Annotated in this window: 17 protein-coding genes; 6 read left to right on the plus strand and 11 right to left on the minus strand. The window is 69.7% G+C overall.

What is annotated here, in order from left to right; all coding sequences use genetic code 11:
• Positions 1-76 precede the first annotated feature (76 nt).
• The 4 genes from ASD79_RS15815 to ASD79_RS15830 are packed head-to-tail and all read right to left on the minus strand — an operon-like array spanning position 77 to position 3,288.
• A complete protein-coding gene (locus ASD79_RS15815) occupies positions 77-865 on the minus strand; it encodes an ABC transporter ATP-binding protein (RefSeq protein ID WP_056724054.1) in 789 nt (262 codons plus the stop codon).
• The gene (locus tag ASD79_RS15820) at positions 862-1,905 is read right to left on the minus strand and encodes an iron ABC transporter permease (RefSeq protein WP_056724056.1); all 1,044 of its coding nucleotides are present in this window, start codon (positions 1,903-1,905) and stop codon (positions 862-864) included. The genes ASD79_RS15815 and ASD79_RS15820 overlap by 4 nt, the downstream gene beginning before the upstream one ends.
• Complete coding sequence (locus ASD79_RS15825; RefSeq protein WP_056723316.1) at positions 1,845-2,648, minus strand: ABC transporter substrate-binding protein; 804 nt, start codon at positions 2,646-2,648, stop codon at positions 1,845-1,847. The genes ASD79_RS15820 and ASD79_RS15825 overlap by 61 nt, the downstream gene beginning before the upstream one ends.
• A 4-nt stretch (positions 2,649-2,652) precedes the next feature.
• Positions 2,653-3,288 (minus strand): TetR/AcrR family transcriptional regulator, encoded by a 636-nt coding sequence (locus ASD79_RS15830; protein ID WP_056723318.1) that lies wholly within the window; start codon positions 3,286-3,288, stop codon positions 2,653-2,655.
• A 252-nt stretch (positions 3,289-3,540) separates the two neighbouring features.
• Between ASD79_RS15830 and ASD79_RS15835 the strand changes: the two genes are divergently transcribed.
• The 4 genes from ASD79_RS15835 (at position 3,541) to ASD79_RS15850 (ending at position 7,162) form a co-directional block, all read left to right on the plus strand.
• Entirely contained in the window at positions 3,541-4,893 is a 1,353-nt protein-coding gene (locus tag ASD79_RS15835) for a glycosyltransferase (RefSeq protein ID WP_235524481.1), read from the plus strand.
• An 18-nt stretch (positions 4,894-4,911) separates the two neighbouring features.
• A complete protein-coding gene (locus tag ASD79_RS15840) occupies positions 4,912-5,826 on the plus strand; it encodes a class I SAM-dependent methyltransferase (protein WP_056723321.1) in 915 nt (304 codons plus the stop codon).
• Positions 5,826-6,617, plus strand: coding sequence for an RNA methyltransferase (locus tag ASD79_RS15845; RefSeq protein ID WP_056724058.1), 792 nt, complete (start codon positions 5,826-5,828; stop codon positions 6,615-6,617). The genes ASD79_RS15840 and ASD79_RS15845 overlap by 1 nt, the downstream gene beginning before the upstream one ends.
• Before the next feature lie 242 nt (positions 6,618-6,859).
• Positions 6,860-7,162, plus strand: coding sequence for a DUF3892 domain-containing protein (locus ASD79_RS15850; protein ID WP_056723324.1), 303 nt, complete (start codon positions 6,860-6,862; stop codon positions 7,160-7,162).
• 654 nt (positions 7,163-7,816) lie between these two features.
• Here the strand turns inward: ASD79_RS15850 and ASD79_RS15855 are convergent.
• The 3 genes from ASD79_RS15855 to ligA form a co-directional block, all read right to left on the minus strand.
• Complete coding sequence (locus ASD79_RS15855) at positions 7,817-8,233, minus strand: DUF2147 domain-containing protein (RefSeq protein ID WP_056723327.1); 417 nt, start codon at positions 8,231-8,233, stop codon at positions 7,817-7,819.
• A 102-nt stretch (positions 8,234-8,335) separates the two neighbouring features.
• Entirely contained in the window at positions 8,336-8,944 is a 609-nt protein-coding gene (locus tag ASD79_RS15860; protein WP_056723329.1) for a 3'-5' exonuclease, read from the minus strand.
• Between the two features lie 39 nt (positions 8,945-8,983).
• A complete protein-coding gene (gene ligA, locus ASD79_RS15865; protein WP_056723332.1) occupies positions 8,984-11,326 on the minus strand; it encodes an NAD-dependent DNA ligase LigA in 2,343 nt (780 codons plus the stop codon).
• Positions 11,327-11,534: 208 nt separating this feature from the next.
• Between ligA and ASD79_RS15870 the strand changes: the two genes are divergently transcribed.
• Positions 11,535-12,701 (plus strand): acyltransferase, encoded by a 1,167-nt coding sequence (locus tag ASD79_RS15870; protein WP_056723334.1) that lies wholly within the window; start codon positions 11,535-11,537, stop codon positions 12,699-12,701.
• A gap of 184 nt (positions 12,702-12,885) precedes the next feature.
• Here ASD79_RS15870 and recN read toward each other — a convergent pair whose 3' ends face one another.
• The 3 genes from recN to lpxC all read right to left on the minus strand — a co-directional run bounded on the left by recN (position 12,886) and on the right by lpxC (position 16,730).
• Entirely contained in the window at positions 12,886-14,598 is a 1,713-nt protein-coding gene (recN, locus tag ASD79_RS15875) for a DNA repair protein RecN (RefSeq protein WP_056723335.1), read from the minus strand.
• Positions 14,599-14,714: 116 nt separating this feature from the next.
• Positions 14,715-15,680: an outer membrane protein assembly factor BamD gene (locus tag ASD79_RS15880; RefSeq protein WP_162252373.1), complete on the minus strand. Its 966-nt coding sequence runs from the start codon at positions 15,678-15,680 to the stop codon at positions 14,715-14,717.
• Between the two features lie 153 nt (positions 15,681-15,833).
• Positions 15,834-16,730 (minus strand): UDP-3-O-acyl-N-acetylglucosamine deacetylase, encoded by an 897-nt coding sequence (gene lpxC / locus ASD79_RS15885; protein WP_056723339.1) that lies wholly within the window; start codon positions 16,728-16,730, stop codon positions 15,834-15,836.
• A gap of 301 nt (positions 16,731-17,031) precedes the next feature.
• Here lpxC and ASD79_RS15890 point away from each other — a divergent pair, with 301 nt between their 5' ends.
• Positions 17,032-19,128 (plus strand): S9 family peptidase, encoded by a 2,097-nt coding sequence (locus ASD79_RS15890; RefSeq protein WP_056723340.1) that lies wholly within the window; start codon positions 17,032-17,034, stop codon positions 19,126-19,128.
• A gap of 46 nt (positions 19,129-19,174) precedes the next feature.
• Here the strand turns inward: ASD79_RS15890 and ASD79_RS15895 are convergent, their stop codons facing one another.
• The gene (locus ASD79_RS15895; RefSeq protein ID WP_056723342.1) at positions 19,175-19,906 is read right to left on the minus strand and encodes a squalene/phytoene synthase family protein; all 732 of its coding nucleotides are present in this window, start codon (positions 19,904-19,906) and stop codon (positions 19,175-19,177) included.
• Between the last annotated feature and the right edge of the window lie 21 nt (positions 19,907-19,927).

A 19,927-nucleotide genomic window follows, 5' to 3' on the forward strand; every position in this document is an offset into this window, starting at 1 on the left:
GGGGTTTAGACGCCAACCGCCGATCCCCAATGCCCTGCCCGGATCTGAAACAGCGTAACCCCTCACCCTCCCACGCCTACGGCGTGGGCCCCTCCCTCTCCCTCTGGGAGAGGGTTCTTCGCGCGGCGACCACCAGCCCCGCCGGCGTCTCGACCAGCGCCCCGTCCAGCCGGAACACGTCGGCCAACACGGTCGGCGACAGCGCCTCCAGCGGCGCGCCGTCGGCCGCGACGCGGCCGTGATCAAGCACCAGCACCCGGTCGCAGGCCCGCGCCGCCAGGCCCAGGTCGTGCAGCGTCACCACCACCGCCGCCCCGGCCGACGCCTGCGCGCGCAGCAGGTCCAAGGTCAGCAGTTGGGCGTCGGGGTCCAGGCCCGCCACCGGCTCGTCGGCGACCAGCAGCGGCGCGCGGGTGGCCAGCAGCCGGGCCAGCAGCACCCTCGCCCGCTCGCCGCCCGACATGTCGAGCACGCCGCGCTCGGCCAGATGGGACATCCCCACCCGCGTCAGGCGCTCGCGGGCCACCGCCAGGGCCTCGCCCGGCGGCAGGTCCGGCGCGCCCAGGGCGGCGACGTCGAGGGCCGGCAGGTTCCAGGCCAGGCGGCGCTCCTGCGGCAGATAGCCGACCAGCCGCGCCCGCTCGATCGGGTTGAGGCCGCCGATCGCGCGGCCGCCTAGCAGCGCCCGCCCGGTCTCCAGCGGCATCAGGCCCAGGCCCGCCCGCAGCAGGCTGGTCTTGCCCGCGCCGTTGGGTCCGACCACGCCCAGCACCTCGCCGGGCGCGACGCTCAGGCCGGCGCCGTCCAGCACCAGGGCCTTGCCGCGCCGGGCCTTCGCGCCCTCGATGGTCCAGGCGGCGGTCACGACCGCCAACTCCGCGCCGCGCGCCAGGCCAGCAAGGCGAAGACCGGCGCGCCGAACAGGGCGGTGACCACGCCCAGCTTCAGTTCCTGCTCGGTCGGGATCAGCCGGGCGGCCAGGTCGGCGGCGACCAGCAGCAGCGCGCCAGCCAGGGCGGAAGGCCGCAGGATCTTGCCCGGATCGTCGCGCGCGGCCGCTCGCACTAGGTGCGGCGCGGCCAGGCCGACGAAGCCGATGACGCCAGCGGCGGCCACGGAAGCGCCGGCCAGCAGCGCCGAGCCGGCCACCGCCGCCACCCGCAGCCGGGCCATCGGCAGGCCAGACATCTGGGCCGCCTCCTCGCCCAGGGTCAGCATCCGCAGGCCCTGGGCGGCGTAGAGACACAGCCCCGCCCCCACCGCCATCGGCGGCAGGGCGCGCAGGATGTCGGTGAAATCGCGGTTCTCGACCGAGCCCATCAGCCAGGCCAGGACCTCGGCCATGGCCACCGGCGACGGCGACAGGTTGAACACCAGGGCGGTCAGCGCCCCGGCGAAGGCCGACAACGCCACGCCGAACAGGATCAGCACCTCGGGCTCGCGGAACCGCGCCGCCAGGCCGACGACGACCGCGCCGGCCAGCAAGGCCCCGGCCAGGGCGCTGACCTCGACCGCGCCGGGCAGCGCCGCCAGGCCGCCGGCGATCGCCAGCGACGCCCCCAGCCCGGCCGTGGCCGAGACGCCCAGCACGCCCGGCTCGGCCAGCGGATTGCGCAGCAGCCCCTGCATCGCCGCCCCGGCCAGGCCCAGACCCGCGCCGATCAGGGCGGCCATCACCACGCGCGGCAGACGGATGGTCCACAGCACCTCACCGGGCGGCGAGCCCGGATCGCTCAGGGCCTGATGGTACTGGGCCAAGCTCAGCGGGCTTTCGCCCAGGCTCACGGCCACCACGGCGACCACGACCAGGGCCAGCAGCAGCAGGAGTTCCAGACGCCGCGCGCTCATGGCCGCGTCGCCTTGGCCAGGACCTGCGCCCCGTCGGCGGCGAACCAGGCCGAGCAGCCCAGCATGGCGCCGGGCAGCGAGGCGATCACCCGGCCCCGGGTCGCCTGGCGCAGCGCCGCGTGCCGTCCAGGACCCCAGCGGTCCGCGCCGGCCCGGGTCAGGTCGAAAAAGCCCAGCACCACCGCCTTGGGCGGGGCCAGCACCAGCGCCTCCAGCGGCGCGGGCGAAAAATAGGGCTGGGCGGCGGCGTTGGCGAAGCCGGCGGCCCGCAGCATCGCGTCGATCATGGTGCTGGACCCGGCCGTATAGCCGCCCGGCGTCAGATAGAAGGCGCTCCGACCCCGCCCCGCCCCAGCCGCCCGCGCCAGCTTGCCATCCATTTCGGCCAGCAAGACCTCGCCCGCCGCCTGGCGGTTCAGCGCCACGGCCACCTGACGGACATTGGCGCGCACGCCGTCGAAGTCGGTGGCGTCGCCCAGGCTGACGGTACGGATCCCCCGCCGTTGCAGGGCCGCCGTCAGCCGGGCGTCGCCGCCCCACTGGCGCACCACGACGTCGGGCCGCGCGCCCAGCACCGCCTCGATCGTCGTCCGCCGTTGCGGCAAGCCCTCGGCCCTGGCCCTTAGGAAGGAGTCCGGCGCATCGGCGCGCGGTGACAGGCCAACCACCGCCGCGCGCGGGGCCAGGGCCAGCACGTACTGGTCGGCGCAGGAGTCGAGCGACATCACCCGCTGGGCCGCGGCGGGCCCCGCCAACCCCATAAGGCCGCCGGCGAACAGGGCGACCAAGCCGACGCGCATCGCTCTAGTCCGTGACCAGGCCGTGCAGCAGGCCATCGAGCATGACGGTCATCAGCTCCTCGCGCGGCGCCCAGTTGCGGTCGGGTATGGTGATCAGCAGGGCCACCAGGCCATGGCAGGCGGCCCACAGCACCTGGGCCGCGCTCTCGCCCGAGCCCGTGCGCAGGCGCCCGGCGGCGGCGATCTCGTGGATCGGGCCGCTGAACTCCTCGAAGCAGCGATCGCCCAGCTCGGCGGTGGCGGCCTGCTTCTCCTTGGAGATCACGTCGCGCGAACCGCAGAACACCAGTTGGTAGGTGTTGGGGTTCTCCAGGGCGAAGCGCATATAGGCTTCCAGCATCAGCCGCACCCGCGACACCGCGTCGATCGGCCGGTGGGCGATGTCGACATTGACCGCCAGCAGCTGGCCGATCGCGTCGTCGCTGATCTCCAGCAGGATCTGATCCTTGTCGCGAAAGTGCATGTAGAGGGCCGTCGACGACACCCCCACGGCATCGGCGATCTTGCGGATCGTCGCCCCGGCATAGCCTTCGGCGATGAAGATCTTCTCGGCGGCGGCCAGAATCTCTCCGCGGCGCAGGTGCCCGTCGCCCTTGGGCTTGCGCGCCGACTTGTGCGGCTTCTTCAACGCGATCGTCACGATCTGGCGTTCCCCTTACCTAGTCCCCGAACCCGACACTAAACGGGAATCACACAAACGTCGCAACTGTCGACGAAATACGTGAAACGCGTGTTTTTACGTTTGACACTCCATGGTTGAAGATTCGCTATCTGCGCGCTGGATATCCGCAAGCGCGACGGGGGAGCGATGGCGCGGGAGGAACGAGACCAGCAAGGTCGCGCCTGGCGCGCGCGCCCATCGATACTGGCGCCGGGCGGGCCCGCGCCGCTCTTGCCCGATGGAGCGCACAGACGCCTGTCGCCAGCCCAGGCGGTGGTGCTGATCCTCCTGGCGGCCCTGGTCATGACCCTGGCGGCGACGCGTCCGGCCCTGCTGACCGAGACCTTCCACTGGCTGTTCATGACCGGCTTCATGCTGAGCGCCGTGGTCAAGCTGGCGGCGGCCTGCACGCCGCGCCTGGCCGTCGTCCCGCCATCGCCGGACGATGCGGACCTGCCCGTCTACACCGTGATCTGCCCGCTGTTCCGCGAGGCGGCGGTGGCGGCCGAACTGGTCGAGAACCTGTCGCGCCTGGATTATCCGCGCGACCGCCTGCAGGTGTTGATCGCGCTGGAGGCCAAGGACCACGAGACCCAGGCCGCCTTCCAGGCCCTGCCCCTGCCGACCTTCGTCCAGGTGCTGATCGTGCCGCCCGGCTCGCCCCAGACCAAGCCCCGCGCCTGCAACCACGCCCTGGAGCGGGCGCGCGGGCAACTGGTGGTGATCTACGACGCCGAGGACGCGCCCCACCCCGGTCAACTGCGCGAGGCCGCCGCCCGCTTCGCCGCCGAGGGGCCAGAGCTGGCCTGCCTGCAGGCCCCGCTGCGCATCGAGGCCGACCGGCGGTTCATCGGCGAACAGTTCGCCCTGGAATACGCCGTGCAGTTCGAGGTGCTGCAACCCGCTTTGGCCCGCTGGGGCCTGCCCTTCCCACTAGGCGGCACCAGCAACCACTTCCGCGCGGAAGCCCTGCGCGCCATCGCCGGGTGGGACGCCTACAACGTCACCGAGGACGCCGACATCGGTTTTCGGCTGGCCACCCGGGACTACCGGCTGGGCGTCATCGCCTCGCCCACCTTCGAAACGCCGCCGCGCCTGGGCCCATGGTTCCCGCAACGCGCCCGCTGGGTGAAGGGTCATATCCAGACTCTGGCGGTGCATCTGCGCGGACCGGCGGCCCGGAGCCCGCGCGGCCTGACCTCGCTGGTCCTGACCCTGGTCCTGTCGGTGGCCTCGTCCCATCTGCATGGGCCGCTGTTCTTCTGGTTGCTGGCCAAGGTCGTCGGGGCCTTGCTGGGCGTCCAAGGGCTGATCGACGGCGGAGACTTCGTGGTCCTGTCGTTCGGCTGGTCCTGCGCCGCGATCGCCGGGGCGCGCGGCCTGGAGCGGGCCGGCGCCAAGCCGCGTCTCCTGCCGTTGTTCGGCGCGATGCTGTACTGGCCGCTGCAAAGCTTGGCCGCCGCCAACGCCGCCGTGCAGTTCGTGGTCGCCCCTTTCCATTGGGACAAGACCCCGCACCAGCCCCGCACCCCGTCCAAAACCTCGTCCCCCGCCTCGCCCCAGACTGGACGGGGCTTGCCCTGAGCGCGTATTGGCGGGGTCATGGATCCGACCGTCGCCCCCGCCCCCCTCGTCATGCGCACCACCGGTTGGGCCGACTACGCCCTGCTCGACAGCGGCCATGGCAGGAAGCTGGAGCGCTACGGCCGCTACACCGTGGTGCGGCCCGAGCCGCAGTGCTTCTGGACCCCGCGCCTGCCCGCCAAGGCCTGGGACGAGGCCGACGCCGTCTTCGACCCAACCGACGAGGACGAGGCCGGCCGCTGGCGCTTCAAGGGCAAGCCGCTGGAGAAGTTCCCGCTGGCCTGGGGCGAGGCCAGGTTCCACGGCCAGTTCACGCCGTTCCGCCACCTGGCCTTCTTCCCCGAACAGGCCGCCAACTGGGCCTGGCAGGACGCCCGCGTCCGGGCCTTCAAGACCCGCCAGCCCAAGATCCTGAACCTGTTCGGCTACACCGGCGTGGCCAGCCTGGTCTGCGCCGCGGCCGGAGCGGCCGTCACCCACGTGGACGCCTCCAAGAAATCGGTCGGCTTCGCGCGCGACAACGCCGCCTTCGCCGGCCTGTCCGACAAGCCAATCCGCTGGATCGTCGAGGACGCCCGCCGCTTCGTGGCCCGCGAGGTGCGCCGTGGCTCGCAATATGACGGGATCATCCTGGACCCCCCGAAATTCGGCCGCGGGGCCGACGGCGAGGTCTGGCGGCTGTTCGAGGACCTGGCCGAGCTCACGGCGAACTGCGCCCAGATCCTCAGCCTCGACGCCTCGTTCCTGCTGATGAACGCCTATGCCGCCCGGGTTTCGGGCGCGGCGATGTCGGGCCTGCTGGCCCAGGAACTGAAGGGGCGCGGCGGGGTCATCGACTGGGGCGAGCTATCGCTGGTCGAGGAAAAGGGCGACCGGCAGATCGGCCTGTCGTTCTTCGCGCGCTGGGCTTGCGACAACGCGGCGGGAGCCTGATCATGACCAAGACCGTCACCTCCCTTTCGAACAGCACGGTGAAAGCCGTCCGCGCCCTGCACATGCGCAAGGAGCGCGAGGACAGCGGCCTGTTCCTGGCCGAAGGCCTGAAGATCGTCATCGAGGCGATCGACTGCGGCCACGCCCCCAAGATCCTGATGTACGGCCCCGACGCCGCCGACCATCCGATGCTGCAGAAGGCCGCCCAGGCCTGCTTCAAGGCCGGCGGCGAGATCATCGAGGTCAATCGCGAGATCCTCGAAAAGGTCTCGCGCCGCGACAATCCCCAAGCCGTGGTCGGGGTGTTCCAGCAGGTCTACACGCCGCTGTCGGCCATCGTCCCCGAGAGCGCCCCGTGCTGGGTGGCCATGCAGGCCGTGCGCGACCCTGGCAACCTGGGCACCGTGATCCGCACGGCCGACGCGGCCGGTTGCGGCGGGGTGATCCTGGTCGGCGACTGCGTCGACCCCTATTCGGTCGAGGGCGTGCGGGCGACCATGGGCTCGATCTTCGCCGTCAAGATCGCCAAGGCCAGCATCCAGGAGTTCCTGGCCTGGCGCGAGGATTGGCCGGGCAGCGTGATCGGCACGCTCTTGACCGCCACGGTCGATCACAAGAACGCAGACTATGTGAAGCCGTCGCTGATCCTGATGGGCAACGAGCAGCAGGGCCTGCCGCCCGAACTGGCGGCGGCCTGCGACGTCAACGTCAAGATCCCGATGCGCGGCCGGGCCGACAGCCTGAACCTGTCGGTGGCGACGGGCATCATGATCTACACGGTGACGGGGTAGCCCAGGTCATGGCGGGTCGATCGTCAGGGTGAAACCTTCGTTGCCGAGAGGGAACAACTCGTCCGTTGTCGCCTCATCGTCATACATCCCCACAGATTGACCAGAACCTGCTATACTCAGCCGACAAGCTGACCTCAGCGCCATTCCACCGGCAGAGCAACTCTTTCCCCGCCCCTAGTCCGGCGAGCCCTCGCCAGGTTGGGGGCGCTGTTGCGCTTACTGTACGGACTTCAGAAAAGACCATGATCAAACGCGCCGAAATCACCTGCGCCGCTCAGAACGGGCGCCACAGCCCCTACGAGCGGATCACCCATGTCGGCGGCGGCAAGACCAAGCCCTGGAAGCTGACGATCAAGGAAGCGATCAAGCTGCTCGATAGCGGCAAGTGGCAGTTCTACGTGATGCGCGACGACGCGCCGGTGAAGGTCGAGGCCCTGAACAGTCGAACCGGGTGTCGTTACCTGAAGACGGTCAATGACCGCAACGAGCCGCTGGACCTGCTGACGCTGCCGGACTGCCCGGCCGACGAGGTCGTTTCGGGATAGACGCCCTCTCGCCCCGGAGAGGGCTCCATGCGAGCGTAGATGTCGCTGTCCTCAACGAAATCAACGGCTTGAAGTTTCTCGATCTATTTCGTCCTCACCCCTTCCGGGCGCCCCGATACTGAGCTCACCCCAGCGCACGGGGAGGGACGTCGGCCGGCGACCTGACGGGCGGTGGGGGGTGGTCGAGCGGGAAGCGCTCGCCGGTGGTCTTTAAGGGACAGCCTTCGCGGCGGTCCAGGGCAGGTTCCCTGCAACATGGGACGAAGCCCTGGCGGCGAGGGATCGGCGGACGCGGCAGGTGTGGGCTGAAATCGCCTACACGGTCCGGAAGGTTCGCTAGCCTTCCGCCCGCCGGGGGCCTCCATCGGAGCGGGTTAAAAATCCGCGATCCGAAGGCTCTCGTCCGCAGGCCGCGCGAAGCGCTCGTCTTCGTCGAAACGGTATTCAAAACTGCAAATCCTCCGGGCGGAGCCCGGGCGCTTCGCGACCCTCCCCAATCCCTCAGCGGGTTTCCGCGTGAGATCACACCCACTTGCCCCCACCTGACCGCTTCGCGGTCTGTCAGCGGCGAGGGGGCGGAGCCTTCGCGCTTAGGCTCTTCCCCCTCTGGGGGAAGACGGCCGAAGGCCCGTAGGGGGCAAGGACGTGAGCCCCCTACTTCACCCGCGTCCAGTTCTGGGTCTTGCAGATCGGCGCGACGATGCAGCCCTTGAGCTTCAACGTGTTGGGCGAGGTCAGGATGATGGTGCCCGAATAGGTGCCGCCGTCGTCGGCGTTATAGACCTTGCCGCTGCTCCACTTGGTCGGGCCGCCGGTGAAGTCGTAGAGCATCTGCATGTTCTTCAGCGGACGGGCGCGCAGGCTGGCGTCCTTGTTCTTGAGGTCCTTGGCCGTCGGATCGGTCTGGATGTGGTTCGAGGTCACCAGCTTGCCGCACAGGCTGTTGCCGCAGCGGCTGATCTCGACCTGGCCGCCATTGGTCTCGGTCTGCCACAGCCCGGTGGCGTCCTGGGCCAGGGCCGGGGCGGAAAGGGCCACGGCGAAGGCGGCGGCGAGGATGGGCAGTTTCATCTGGCGTCTCTCCCAAGAGCTTCGTGCTGTTCTAACGCGCGTTCGGCTGAACCGGCCATGAATTGCTCGCCGGGTTCGAACACCCCTCGCCTGGTTTCGGGCCTAGTTCCGCGGCCCCCTCCGAGCGGCGGGGCTCGAACAGGTCGTGTAGCTGTTGACGTTCAGGCGGCCAGCCACCATGCCCAGCTTCGCGGGAAGGTCGCGGATGTGCGAGCTCCGGGTTTCCCGCACCGCGGCCAGGGCGACGCTGGCGCAGGCGAAGGCGTCCTGCGCCGCGTCGTGGTGCTTGAACGCCACGCCCAGGAAGTCGCAGACCGCGTTCAGCTTGCCCGACGGCAGGGCCGGCCAGGTGTTGCGGGCGACCTGGACGGTGCAGAGGTAGTCGAACTCCGGAAACGGCAGTCCGTAGAGCTCGCAGGTGCGCCGCATCACGCTGATGTCGAACGCCGCGTTGTGGGCGATCACCGTGGCCCCCTCGATCCGGGCCTTGAGCCGCGACAGCACGGCGGGAAACTCATCGGCGTCCTCGACATCGCCCGGCCGAATGCCGTGGACCGCGATGTTCCAGCCCGAGAACCGCATGTCGGCCGGGCGGATGTAGTGATGCTCGACCTGGGTGATCACGCCGTCCTCGATCCACGCCAGGCCGATGGCGCAGGGGCTCGAACGCTGCTCGTTGGCCGTCTCGAAATCGATCGCCACGACGGGCAAGGGCAGTCTCCTCGAAAGTTCGTCGGCGATGGACGTTCGTCAGCCCACCATCTCCAGCCACTCGTCCTCGGTCATCACCTGGATGCCCAGGTCCGTCGCGGTCTTCAGCTTCGACCCCGCCCCCGGTCCGGCCACCACGAGGTCGGTCTTCTTCGACACCGACGAGGCCACCTTGGCGCCCAGGGCCTCGGCCTGGGCCTTGGCTTCGTCGCGGGTCATCTTCTCCAGCGAACCGGTGAAGACGATGGTCTTGCCGGCCACGGCGGTGTCGGTCTTGGGCTTGGCCACCGCCTGGATGTCGAGCTGTTCGACCAGGTTGGCCACCTTTTCGCGATTGTGGTCCTCGGCGAAGAACCGGGCGATCGACTGGGCCGCCACCGGCCCGACGCCGTCGACCGCCGCCAGTTGCAGATAGTCGTCGCCCGGCGCGCCCTGGGCCGCCTCGACCAGGGCCTGGGCGAAGGCGTCCCAGTCGCCGTAGCGTTCGGTCAGGGCCGCCTTGGCCGGTTTGGAGAGCTTGGGCACGGCATGGCCGATCTTGACCTCCAGGCTGTCGGCCTCGGGCCACGGATCGGACTTCAGCCCCCCCTTCCCGGCCTCGACCAGCTCGTCGCGGGCCTTGGGTCCAACCCCGGCCGCTCCGGCCAACTCCAGATAGACCGCGCCGGGCAATTGGCCGGCCGCCTTCTCGGCCAAGGCCTGCAAGTCCTCGAAGCGGTCGAAGTTGCGGGCCAGGACGGTCGAGGTGGTCTCGCCGATATCGCGCATGCCCAGGCCGTAGATCACCCGGTCCAGGCCGACGGTCCGCCGCGCCTCGATGCCCTTGACCAGGTTGGCCACCGAGGTTTCGCCATAGCCGTCGCGCTCCCGCAACTCCGTCAGCTTTTCCTCGTCCCGGGCAAGCTTGAAGATGTCGGCCGGCTCCTTGATCCAGCCGGCCTCGAAGAAGGCCGCCAGTTGCTTCTCGCCCAGGCCCTCGATGTCGAAGGCCCGGCGGGAGACGAAGTGGCGCAGGTGCTCGATGCGCTGGAACGGACAGGCGAACTCGCCGCTGCACCGACGCACCACCGTCTCGGCCCCTGCCGCCGTGGTCTCGCGGACCAGCGGCGTGTGCAGCGGACAGGGGCAATGGGTCGGGAACTCGAACGGGACCGCGTCCGCCGGCCGCTCGTCCAGCACCGGCCCGACGATCTGCGGGATGACGTCGCCGGCCCGTTGCAGGATCACCGTGTCGCCGACCCGGACATCCTTGCGGGCGATCTCGTCGGCGTTGTGCAGGGTGGCGTTGGTCACCGACACCCCGCCCACCGTCACGGGCTTCAGCCGCGCCACCGGGGTGATCGCCCCAGTGCGCCCCACCTGCAGGTCGATGGCCTCCAGGATCGTGCGGGCCTGCTGGGCAGGGAACTTGCGGGCGACGGCCCAGCGCGGCGAGCGCGACACGAAGCCCAGGCGACGCTGCTGTTCCAGGTCGTCGACCTTGTAGACCACCCCGTCGATGTCGAACGGCAGCTTGGGACGCAGCACCTCGAACTCGGCATAGGCGTCGAGCAGGCCTTGCGCGTCCTGAACCCGACGGGCCGGCGGCGCGGTGGTGACGAAGCCCCAGTCCTCGAGCTTGTCCAGCGCCTCCCACTGGCCGGCGGCGAACGGCGCGCTGACCAGGCCCCAGGCATAGGCGAAGAACCGCAGCGGCCGCTGGGCGCTGATCTTCGGGTCGATCTGGCGCAGCGAGCCGGCCGCGAAGTTGCGGGGGTTGGCGTAGGTGCGCTGGCCGGCTTCGAGGGCGGCGGCGTTGAAGGCGGCGAAGGCCTCCAGCTCGACATAGACCTCGCCGCGTACCTCGATGACGTCGGGCCAGCCGGAACCTTTCAGGCGATGGGGGATGTCGGCCAGGGTCCGCAGGTTGGCGGTGACGTCCTCGCCCACCTTGCCGTCGCCCCGCGTCGCCCCCTGGACCAGCACGCCCTTCTCGTAGCGCAGCGAGGCCGACAGCCCGTCGATCTTCGGCTCGGCGGTGTAGAACACCGGCTCGCTTCCCAGCCGCAGAAACCGGCGGATGCGGGCGTCGAACTCGGTCGCCTCGTCGTTGGAGAAGGCGTTGTCGAGGCTGAGCATCGGCACGCCGTGCTCGACGGCCGAGAACTGCTCGGCCCGCGCCGCCCCGACCCGCAAGCTCGGGGAGTTGTCGCGGACCAGGTGCGGGAAGCGGTCCTCGATGTCGAGGTTGCGGCGCTTGAGGGCGTCGTACTCGCCGTCGGAAATGACCGGGGCGTCTTCCTGGTGGTAACGCAGGTCGTGGCCCGCCAGCTCGTCGGCCAGGCGCGTCAGCTCCTCGACGGCCTGGTCTTCGGTGAGGTCGGCGACGGCGATCTGGGGCACGGGCGAATCCGGAGGAGCTGGAGAACGGCGGCAGACTAGCCGGTCCTCCCCCTCTGGGGGAGGTGTCGGCGTAGCCGACGGTGGGGGGAGTTTGCTGAATCTTCCGAGCACTCCCCCTACCGGCCTTCGGCCGCCTCCCCCACAAGGGGAGGACCTTTAACCGCGATGGCCTAGACCTTGCTCCTGAAGCCCCGAAGGAGCCCGCCGCATGACCCAGACCGCAACGCTGTCCCAGAACGGTTCTCGGGGCCAATCCCGCGACTTGGCCCGTGGCGGCGCCCTGGACCTCCTGCGGTTCGTCGCGGCCCTGTTCATCGTGCTCTACCACGTGGCCGAGCGAGCCCCGGTGTCGCTGTTCGCCATCCATCCGGCCTTTGGACGCGGCTACCTGGCCACCGACTTCTTCCTGATGCTGTCGGGTTATGTGCTGGCCAGGACCTATGGCGAGCGGGTGTTGGGCCCCAAAGGCTCAGGCGGGGGGGTTGGAACCGGGGAGTTCCTCAAGCGCCGCCTCCTGCGCATCTGGCCGGCCCACCTGGTCATGCTGGCCTTGTTCGTGGCTTTCGTGCTGGCCACCGGCGCCATCGGCCTGGCCCCGCAAAACCCGCAATGGTTCCAGTGGAGCCAGCTCCTGCCGCAGGTCTTCCTGGTTCAGGCTTGGTTCGTGCCCGGCCCCTCGGGCTGGAACATGCCGACCTGGACGCTGTCGGCCCTGATCGTCTGCTATGCCGGCTTCCCGACCGCCTGGCGGCTGACCGCCAAGGTCGCCTCGCCCTGGGTCACCCTGGCGGTCGGCGTGGCGATCTTCCTGGTCGTCGACTACGCGGCCAAGGCGATCACCGGCATCCCCGCCCACCAGCTGCCGCTGCGGTTTGGCCTGGTGCGCGGCGTTCCGCTGTTCATCCTCGGCATGCTGATCGCCCGGCTGGGGACCGCGAGCGCCGCGCCGCGCCCCCTCTTCCCGTATTGGGCCGACGGCCTGGCGATCTTCGCCGGCGTCGGGGTTCTGGCCCTGCAGGTGGCCGGCCGCTTCGACCACGCCAGCCTGGCCCTGCTGGGCCTGCTGATCTACGCCGCCGGCGCCTCGGGCTCAAAGGGCTGGGGCTGGGCCAGCCTGGCCGGGCGGCTGTCGTTTTCGCTGTTCCTGACCAACCAGCTGGCCGCCGTGGTCTGGTTCGGCGTGACCCGCGCCGTTGGTGACAAGCTCGGCTTCGAAGGTTCGATACTGTGGCTGACCTGGGCTCTGGCCCTGCCCGCCTGCGTCGTCGCCGCCTGGCTGTTCGAGCGTTTCGTCGATGCGCCGCTGCAGGTGTGGATCAAGGCGCGGCAGCAGCGCAAGGCGGCGGCCAAGGCGGTGGAACTGGCGCCGGCCTGATTTACTCGGAAGGCCCCGGAAATCCAGGACCCCACTTCCGTTGTCATCCCGGAAGCCTCGCAGAGGCTGTCCGGGACCCAGGGGACTGGGCAGAGGCGGTGCGGTTCACCTGGGTCCCGGACAAGCGCTGCGCGCTTTCCGGGATGACAACAAGAGAGTGAATTCCAGGAGCTTGAACCCCAGCTTACCCGATCAGCGCCCGCGCCGCGGCCCTGGCCGCCTCGGTCACCTCCGCCCCCGACAGCATCCGGGCGATCTCTTCCTGGCGTTCGGCCGGCGACAGCGGCTCCACCCGGGTGCGGGTCGAGGTTTCGTCGCCGGACTTGGCGATCCGCCAGTGGGCGTCGGCCCGGGCGGCGACCTGGGCCGAGTGGGTGACCACCAGGACCTGGGCCCCATTGCCCTGGGAACCGTCGGCCAGGCGCTTGAGGCGCAAGCCCACGGCGTCGGCCACGGCCCCGCCGACCCCCTGGTCGACTTCGTCGAAGATCATCAGCGGCTGGGCGCCCTCGCCTCTTCCCGCCAGGGCGGCTTTCAGGGCCAGGGCGAAGCGGGCCAGTTCGCCGCCCGAGGCGATGGCCTCCATCGGGCCGAACGGCGCGCCGGGGTTGGTCGAGATTTCGAAGGCGACGCGGTCGATGCCCGTGGGCCCGGCGCGGTCCTCGTCCAGGGCCTCGACGGCGACGCGGAACCGGGCCTTCTCCAGTTTCAGCGGCGCCAGTTCGGCCATCACCGCGGTCGCCAGGCGGTCGCCGGCGGCGCGGCGCTCGGCCGACAGGGCCTGGGCGGCGAACAGATAGCCGTCGCGGGCGTCCGCCGCCTCCTGCTCGGCGGCCTTCAAGGCCTCGCCGGAGGTCTCGATGGCCTGGAGCTGGGCGGCGAAATCTGCCCGCACCGAAGGCAGCAGTTCGGGGGCGACGTTCAGCTTGCGGGCCATGCCGCGCAGGGCGAACAGCCGCTCCTCGGTCTTCTCCAACTGGTCGGGCTCGAACTCGAAGCTTTCGGCGGCCGCGTCGATGGCGGCGGTGGCTTCCTGAGCCTCGACCAGGGCGCGGTCGATGGCCTCGCAGGCGGCGGCCAGCCGGGTCATGGCGAGGCCGTCGGCCGGGGCGCCGGCGTGGGCGGCGCGCTCCCGGGCCCGCTCCAGGGCGCGGAAGGCGCTGGCCAGCTTGCCTGACAGCGCGTCGCCGCCCAGGGCGTCGCGAGCGGCCTCGATATCGGCCAGGGCCTTCTCGGCCGAGCCCAGCAAGGCCCGCTCCTCGGCCAGGGCCGTCTCCTCGCCCTCGCGGGGGTCCAGGCGGTCCAGTTCGGAGAGGCGGAGGGTCAGCTCCTCGGTCTCGGCGGCGGCGCGGTCGGACAGCTCGCGCAGGGCGGCGGCCTTCTCGCGGGCCGCCCGCCAGCCGCTCCAGGCCGAGGCCACGGCCCCGACGGCGACCGAGCCGAAGGCGTCCAGCAGAGTGCGATGGGTGCGCGGGTCGAGCAGGCCGACGGTCTCGTGCTGGCCATGGACCTCGAGCAGCAGGGCGCCGAGGTCCTTGAGCACGCCGACGCTGGTGGCCTGGTCGTTGACGAAGGCCCGTGATCTGCCATCGGCCGAAAGCTGGCGGCGCAGGACCAGGTCCTCGTCGCGGCCGTAGTCCAGGCCCTTGTCGTCGAGATAGGCGAAGGCCGGGTGGTCGGCCGCCAAGGCGAACATGGCCGTGGCGCTGGCGTGGCCGGCGGCCCCGCGCCGCACCAGGCCGGCGTCGGCCCGGGCGCCGGTGGCCAGGCCCAGGGCGTCGAGGATGATCGACTTGCCAGCTCCGGTTTCACCGGTCAGGGCGGTCAGGCCCGGCCCGATGGCCAGGTCCAGGCTCTCGATGAGCACGACGTCGCGGATGGAAAGGCCGATCAGCATGGGACGCAGGATCGCCGGGAATCAGCATTTTTCAAAGGGGGCTTGTTCCCCGGGTGTTCTCACCGCCCGCGAACGACGAAAAACGGGCCGATCCTCGAAGGATCGGCCCGTTGAAATCACATCCCCAGGATGCCCTTGATGCCGCCCTTCTTGGGCGGGGTCGCCCCGGGCGGCGCCAGGGTGGCGTCCTTGTCCTGGGTCAGGCGGTCCAGGAAGTTCTTCTTGTTGCCGGCCTTCAGCGGCTCGACGGCGGGCTTGAGGCCGGCGTTGTTGAGCAGCTTGTAGGCGTCGGCGTACCAGGGGTCGCCCGGGAAGTTGTAGCCCAGCACCGCGCCGTTGCGCTTGGCCTCGTCCAGCAGGCCCAGGGTCATGTAGCTCTCGACCAGGCGATAGAGGGCTTCGGGGGTGTGCGAGGTGGTCTGGTGGCGGTCGACCACGGTGCGGAACCGGCCGATGGCGGCCAGGGTCTGGCCGCTCTTCAGATAGTAGCGGCCGATGGTCATTTCCTTGCCGGCCAGCTGGTCGTTGACCATGTCGATCTTCAGGCGAGCGTCCTGGGCGTATTCCGAGTTGGGATAGCGCTGGACGACGTCGCGCAGCGAGGCCAGGGCCTGCTCGGTGGCGGCCTGGTCGCGGTTCACGTCGACGATCTGCTCGAAATAGCAGACGGCCTTCAGATAGTAGGCGTAGGAGGCCGACGGGTTGCCCGGGTACAGGCCGATGAAGCGGTCGGCGTCCGAGATCGCCTCGTTGTACTGGTTGCCCTGGTAGTGGGCGTAGCCGGTCATCAGGATCGAGCGGCGCGACCATTCCGAATAGGGGTGCTGGCGCTCGACCTCGCGGAAATAGTCGACGGCTTCGTTCCAGTTGCCACGGTCCAGACGATTGGCGCCGGTCGAATAGAGCAGCTCCACCGGGCGCTCTTCGTAGGCCAGGGAGGGCTTCTTATGCTTGCCGGCGCAGGCGTTTACAGACAACGCGACCAGCACGGCGGCGGTGACCGTAGCGGCCTGGCGTCCCGAGAAATTACGAAGCACGGACTTTTCACCCTCGAAGCAAACGTGCGCCCCTGCGCCGTGCAAGGCTTCTACACCACGCCGATGCGGGCGCAAATGGAAGCCGAGCCGTGACAAGGATACGCCCCAAGACGCATCCCCCAGGAATCCGCCCAAACGCTACTGACACCGGCTTTTTGACCAAATCAGGTCGAAGCGCCGATACCCAGGTCCAGATTGTCAGACGGCTTCGGCCAATTGCACCGAATGGGTCCGCATCCGCCAGGCGCGTGGCTTGGCCATCAGGGCCCGGACAATGGCGTTGTTCAGGCCGTGACCGGCCAGCACGCCCTCGAAACGGCCGATGACCGGCGCGCCCAGGACATAGAGGTCGCCCACCGCGTCCAGCGCCTTGTGGCGCACGAACTCGTCGGGACGGCGCAGGCCTTCCGGGTTGAGCACCCGGTCGCCGTCGACGACCACCGCGTTCTCCATCGAGCCGCCACGGGCCAGACCGATGGCGCGCAGGGCCTCGACGTCGCGGACAAAGCCAAAGGTGCGGCAGTTGGAAAGCTCGGCGCGGAACGATTCTTCGTCGATGGTCAGGTCGACGCGCTGGCGGCCGATGGCCTTGCTGGCGAAGGCGATCTCGAAGGCGACCTCGAAGCGGTCCGACGGCGACAGGCTGGCCCGCTTGTCGCCCTCCTCGACCACGACGGTCTCCAGGATTTCGATGTAGCGGCGCGCGGCTTCCTGCTTGCGGCGACCGGCGCGGTCGAGGATCTGCACGAAGGGTTCGGACGAGCCGTCCATGATCGGCACTTCGGGGCCGTCCAGCTCGACGACGCAGTTGTCGATGGCCAGGGCGGCCAGCGCGGCCATCAGGTGTTCGATGGTGGAGACGCGCACGTCGGCGGCGTTGTTGATCACGGTGCCAAGCTGAGTCTGGCAGACGGCGTCGGGCTTCACCGGCACGCGGTTGTCGCGGTCGTGGACATCGGTCCGCACGAAGACGACGCCGGTGTCGACCGGCGCGGGGCGCACGGCGACGCGGACGTGCGAACCCGTATGCAGGCCCACTCCCGCGAAGATCACCGGTCCCGCGACCGTGTGCTGAAAATATGCCGAAGCCGACAAAACAGAGACCCTTACCTTGACCAGCGGAGCGGCTCTTTGACCGCCTCTCGCCCCGCATACCATTTAGGGACAATGCTGCGACGCGGCAAAGCAAGTCCTGTTTCCGATTGTTACCTCCCTACAGGCTTGTTTCTAATGGCCTTTTTCGCCCAATCTTGGCCATTTTTACGCCGCATTGCAGAGCTTGCGCCCAACGCGTGGGGTCGCCGCGCAATCTTGTGCCCTCCCCCTGGCCTGTCTCGCACGTCGTCGCTAGGCTCTCGCCTCTTTCCGGCGCCAACATCTCCTGGATACCGTTTCGATGACCAAGACCTTGCGTATGGCCGCGTCCGCCCTCGCCCTTTCCCTGGCCGCCTTCGCGGTCGCGCCGGCGGCCCTGGCCGCCCAGGACCAAGGCGGCCGCGGCTTCACCGCCAAGGACATGGTCCGGCTGGAGCGGATCAGCGACCCGCGGGTGTCGCCGGACGGCCGCTACGTGCTCTACAGCGTGCGGACGATGGACTACGCGGCCAACAAGGCCTCGATGTCGCTGTGGATCGCCGACCTCAAGGCCCGCATGGCCCCGCGCCGGCTGGCGATCTCGGACGGCGGCGCGTCCAGCGGGCGCTGGTCGCCGGACGGCAAGGGCGTCTATTTCGTCTCGGGACGGACAGGCGGGCTGGACCAGGTCTACCGCACCGACGTCGCCGGCGAGACGGCCGTTCAGGTGACCACGGCCCCCTTCGACGTCGGGGCCTTCAAGCTCGCCCCGGACGGCAAGACCATCGTCATCGCCCAGTCGGTCTATCCCGACTGCCCGACCCTGGAATGCACCAAGGACAGGCTGGCGGCCAAGGCCGGCGTCAAGACCACCGGCGTGGTGTTCGACAAGCTGTTCATCCGTCATTGGGACACCTGGGCCGACGGCACGCAAAACCACCTCTACGCGCTCGCGCTGGATGACAAGGGCGTGGCGAGCGGCGCGCCGGTCGCGCTGATGAACGGCTTCAACGGCGACGCGCCCACCAAGCCGTTCGGCGGCGACGAAGACTTCACCATCAGCCCCGACGGCAAGACGGTGGTGTTCTCGGCCAAGATCGCCGGCCGCGACGAGCCCTGGACCACCAATTACGACCTGTGGCGAGCGCCGCTGGACGGTTCGGCCGCGCCGGTCAACGAGACCGAGGGCAACAAGGCCTGGGACGCCCAGCCCAGCTTCTCGCCCGATGGCAAGACCAGCGCCTGGCTGGCCATGAAGCGCCCGGGCTTCGAGGCCGACCGCTTCGGCGTCATGGTGCGCGAAGGCGGCAAGATCCGTGAACTGGCCCCGAGCTGGGACCACTCGGCCCAGTCGATCACCTGGAGCGCCGACGGCAAGACGATCTACACGACGGCCGAGGACGTCGGTCAGACCCGCCTGTTCGCCATCGACGTGAAGTCCGGCAAGGCCACCGCCCTGACCGGGCTCGGCCATGTCGGCGGCTTCGGCGTCGGCGGCTCCAGCATCGTCTACGCCCAGGACGATCTGAAGGGCCCGGCCCAGCTCTACGCGCTCTCGATCGCCAAAAAGACCGAGGCGCCCATCAAGCTGACCAACAACAACGCCGAAGCCCTGACCGGCGTGGCCATGGGCGAGCCCGAGCAGTTCAGCTTCCCGGGCTGGAACGGCGAGACCGTGCACGGCTACGTGGTCAAGCCGGCCAATTTCGACGCCTCGAAGAAGTACCCCGTCGCCTTCCTGATCCACGGCGGCCCACAGGGCAGCTTCGGCAACCTGTTCCACTATCGCTGGAACGCCCAGACCTACGCCGGGGCGGGCTACGCCGTGGTGATGATCGATTTCCACGGCTCGACCGGCTACGGCCAGGCCTTCACCGACGCCATCAGCCAGCACTGGGGCGACCGTCCGCTGGAAGACCTGCAGAAGGGCTGGGCGTTCGCGACGTCGAAGTACGGCTTCCTCGACAAGGACCGCGCCTGCGCCCTGGGCGGCTCGTACGGCGGCTTCATGGTCAACTGGATCGCCAGCCAGTGGAAAGAGCCGTGGAAGTGCCTGGTGAATCACGACGGCATCTTCGACAGCCGCTTCATGGGCTATTCCACCGAGGAGCTATGGTTCAGCGAGTGGGAGAACGGCGGCCCGCCCTTCGCGCCCGACACCACCTATTCGAAGTTCAACCCCGCCGACCACGTCGCCGACTGGAGCGTGCCGACCCTGGTCGTGCAGGGCGGCCAGGACTTCCGCGTGCCGCTGGAACAGGGCATCGCCACCTTCACCGCCCTGCAGCGCAAGGGCGTGCCCAGCAAGCTGCTCTACTATCCCAACGAGAACCACTGGGTGCTCAAGGCCCAGAACTCGGTGCAGTGGCACGGCGAGGTCCTGAAGTGGCTGGACCAGTGGACCAACACCAAGAACTAGACGCCATGAACTGGGGACAGGCGCATGCGCCTGTCCCCAACCGATGTCAGACCCGGCCCGTCGCCACCGCCCAGGTCAGCCGGGCCCGCGCCTCCAACTCGCCCAGCGCCCGCGTTCCAGTCTGGGCGGCCGCCAGGGCGGCCAGCGCGGCGGCCGGGAAGGCCGCCACCGAAAGCGCCTTCAACTCGTCCCGCGCCTTGGCCAGGGCCTCGCGCACCCGGCGCCGGACGTCGGCCTGGGTCCAGTCGAGCGGCAGCCGGTCCACGCCCGCCAGTTTCAGCCGCCACAGCCCCGCCAGGCCGTAGGCCCGCGCCGCGCTCTTCACTGCGTGGAGGTCGGCCTCGGGGTCCAGTCGCCAGGTCGCCAGCATCATCACCGCCCCGGCCGTGGCGTCGATATAGGCCAGGACCTGCGCTTCGGTCGCGAACGGCGCGCCGTCCAGGTCGGCCATCCGCGCCTCGGCCATTTCGGCCAGAGCGCTTGACGGATAGCCGGCGGCGGCGACCGCCTCGACCGTGGGGTGTTTGCGCGGCGGCCGCCTCGCGGCGACCTCCTCCATGGCCTCCCGCCACCAGGTCAGGCGGATCTCGCCCATCAGGGCGTTGCTGACCCCGCCGGCCACCCGGGCCAGCTCGTAGTTGAAGGCGTACAGCGCCACGACGTCGGCCCGCGCATTGGGATCGGCGATGAACCGGCTGGCCAGCCAGCGGTCCGGGTCCATGCGGCGGACCAGGGCGTCGAGATCGGTGTCGGGGCTGGTGTCCAAGGGCGTCGTCATGGGCGCGGCTTATGCGCCACG

This window comes from Caulobacter sp. Root655 (assembly GCF_001427665.1).
In the GTDB taxonomy this organism is placed as follows: domain Bacteria; phylum Pseudomonadota; class Alphaproteobacteria; order Caulobacterales; family Caulobacteraceae; genus Caulobacter.